Source organism: Corynebacterium sp. NML 150383, from assembly GCF_002285085.1.
GTDB lineage: Bacteria > Actinomycetota > Actinomycetes > Mycobacteriales > Mycobacteriaceae > Corynebacterium > Corynebacterium gottingense.
Genome location: NZ_NSGK01000022.1, coordinates 1 through 1,307, shown reverse-complemented (window position 1 = coordinate 1,307; position 1,307 = coordinate 1). Strand labels below are relative to the sequence as shown.

Genomic DNA, 1,307 nt, shown 5'->3' with positions numbered 1-1,307 from the left:
TTGACCGGGAGCTTGTCCAGGTTGGTGATGGCCTTCTTTGCGGCGTCGTTGGTCACCTTCGCGCCGACCTTGGTAGCGATACCGTCGCCGACGATCGGGTCGTTGACCTCTGCGTCTGTGCGGCGCTCAACGGTGAGGTCGGTCTGGATCTCTTCGCTGGTGCCGTCGGGGTAGGTGACTTCGACGGTCACCTTCTTGGTGCCCACGGAAGAGGTGTCGACCTTGCCCTTGAAGTTCGCAGTGATGCCCTTCGGTAGTTCATCCTTGTTGGAGATTGCCGCGAGCGGGTCGGCGGTTTCGCCTTCCTTGATGGAGATACCGGTTGGAGCCGGGGTGTACTTCTCGGCGTCGGTGAGGTCGTTGACGTGGACGTCGACCTTTACCTCGTCCGTGCTTCCGTCGGTGTAGGAAACGACGATGGTGGCGGTGGTATCGCCGGGCTTTGAGGTATCGACCGCGTTCTTGAAGGTGACGTCTTTGACCGGGAGCTTGTCCAGGTTGGTGATGGCCTTCTTTGCGGCGTCGTTGGTCACCTTCGCGCCGACCTTGGTAGCGATACCGTCGCCGACGATCGGGTCGTTGACCTCTGCGTCTGTGCGGCGCTTGATGGTGAGGTCGGTCTGGATCTCTTCGCTGGTGCCGTCGGGGTAGGTGACTTCGACGGTCACCTTCTTGGTGCCGACGGAGCCGGTGTCGACATTGTCCTTGAAGTTCGCAGTGATGCCCTTCGGTAGTTCATCCTTGTTGGAGATTGCCGCGAGCGGGTCGGCGGTTTCGCCTTCCTTGATGGAGATACCGGTTGGAGCCGGGGTGTACTTCTCGGCGTCGGTGAGGTCGTTGACGTGGACGTCGACCTTTACCTCGTCCGTGCTTCCGTCGGTGTAGGAAACGACGATGGTGGCGGTGGTATCGCCGGGCTTTGAGGTATCGACCGCGTTCTTGAAGGTGACGTCTTTGACCGGGAGCTTGTCCAGGTTGGTGATGGCCTTCTTTGCGGCGTCGTTGGTCACCTTCGCGCCGACCTTGGTAGCGATACCGTCGCCGACGATCGGGTCGTTGACCTCTGCGTCTGTGCGGCGCTTGATGGTGAGGTCGGTAGTGACCTCTTCGCTGGTGCCGTCGGGGTAGGTGACTTCGACGGTCACCTTCTTGGTGCCCACGGAAGAGGTGTCGACCTTGCCCTTGAAGTTCGCAGTGATGCCCTTCGGTAGTTCATCCTTGTTGGAGATTGCCGCGAGCGGGTCGGCGGTTTCGCCTTCCTTGATGGAGATACCGGTTGGAGCCGGGGTGTACTTCTCGGCGTCGGT

The 1,307-nt window shown here is 60.6% G+C and carries 1 protein-coding gene; it reads right to left on the bottom strand.

Going from position 1 to position 1,307, the window contains the following annotated elements:
* Positions 1–1,307, bottom strand: a 1,307-nt coding sequence (locus CKJ85_RS11705; RefSeq protein ID WP_255396028.1) for a Rib/alpha-like domain-containing protein, incomplete at both ends; no start/stop codon positions are given.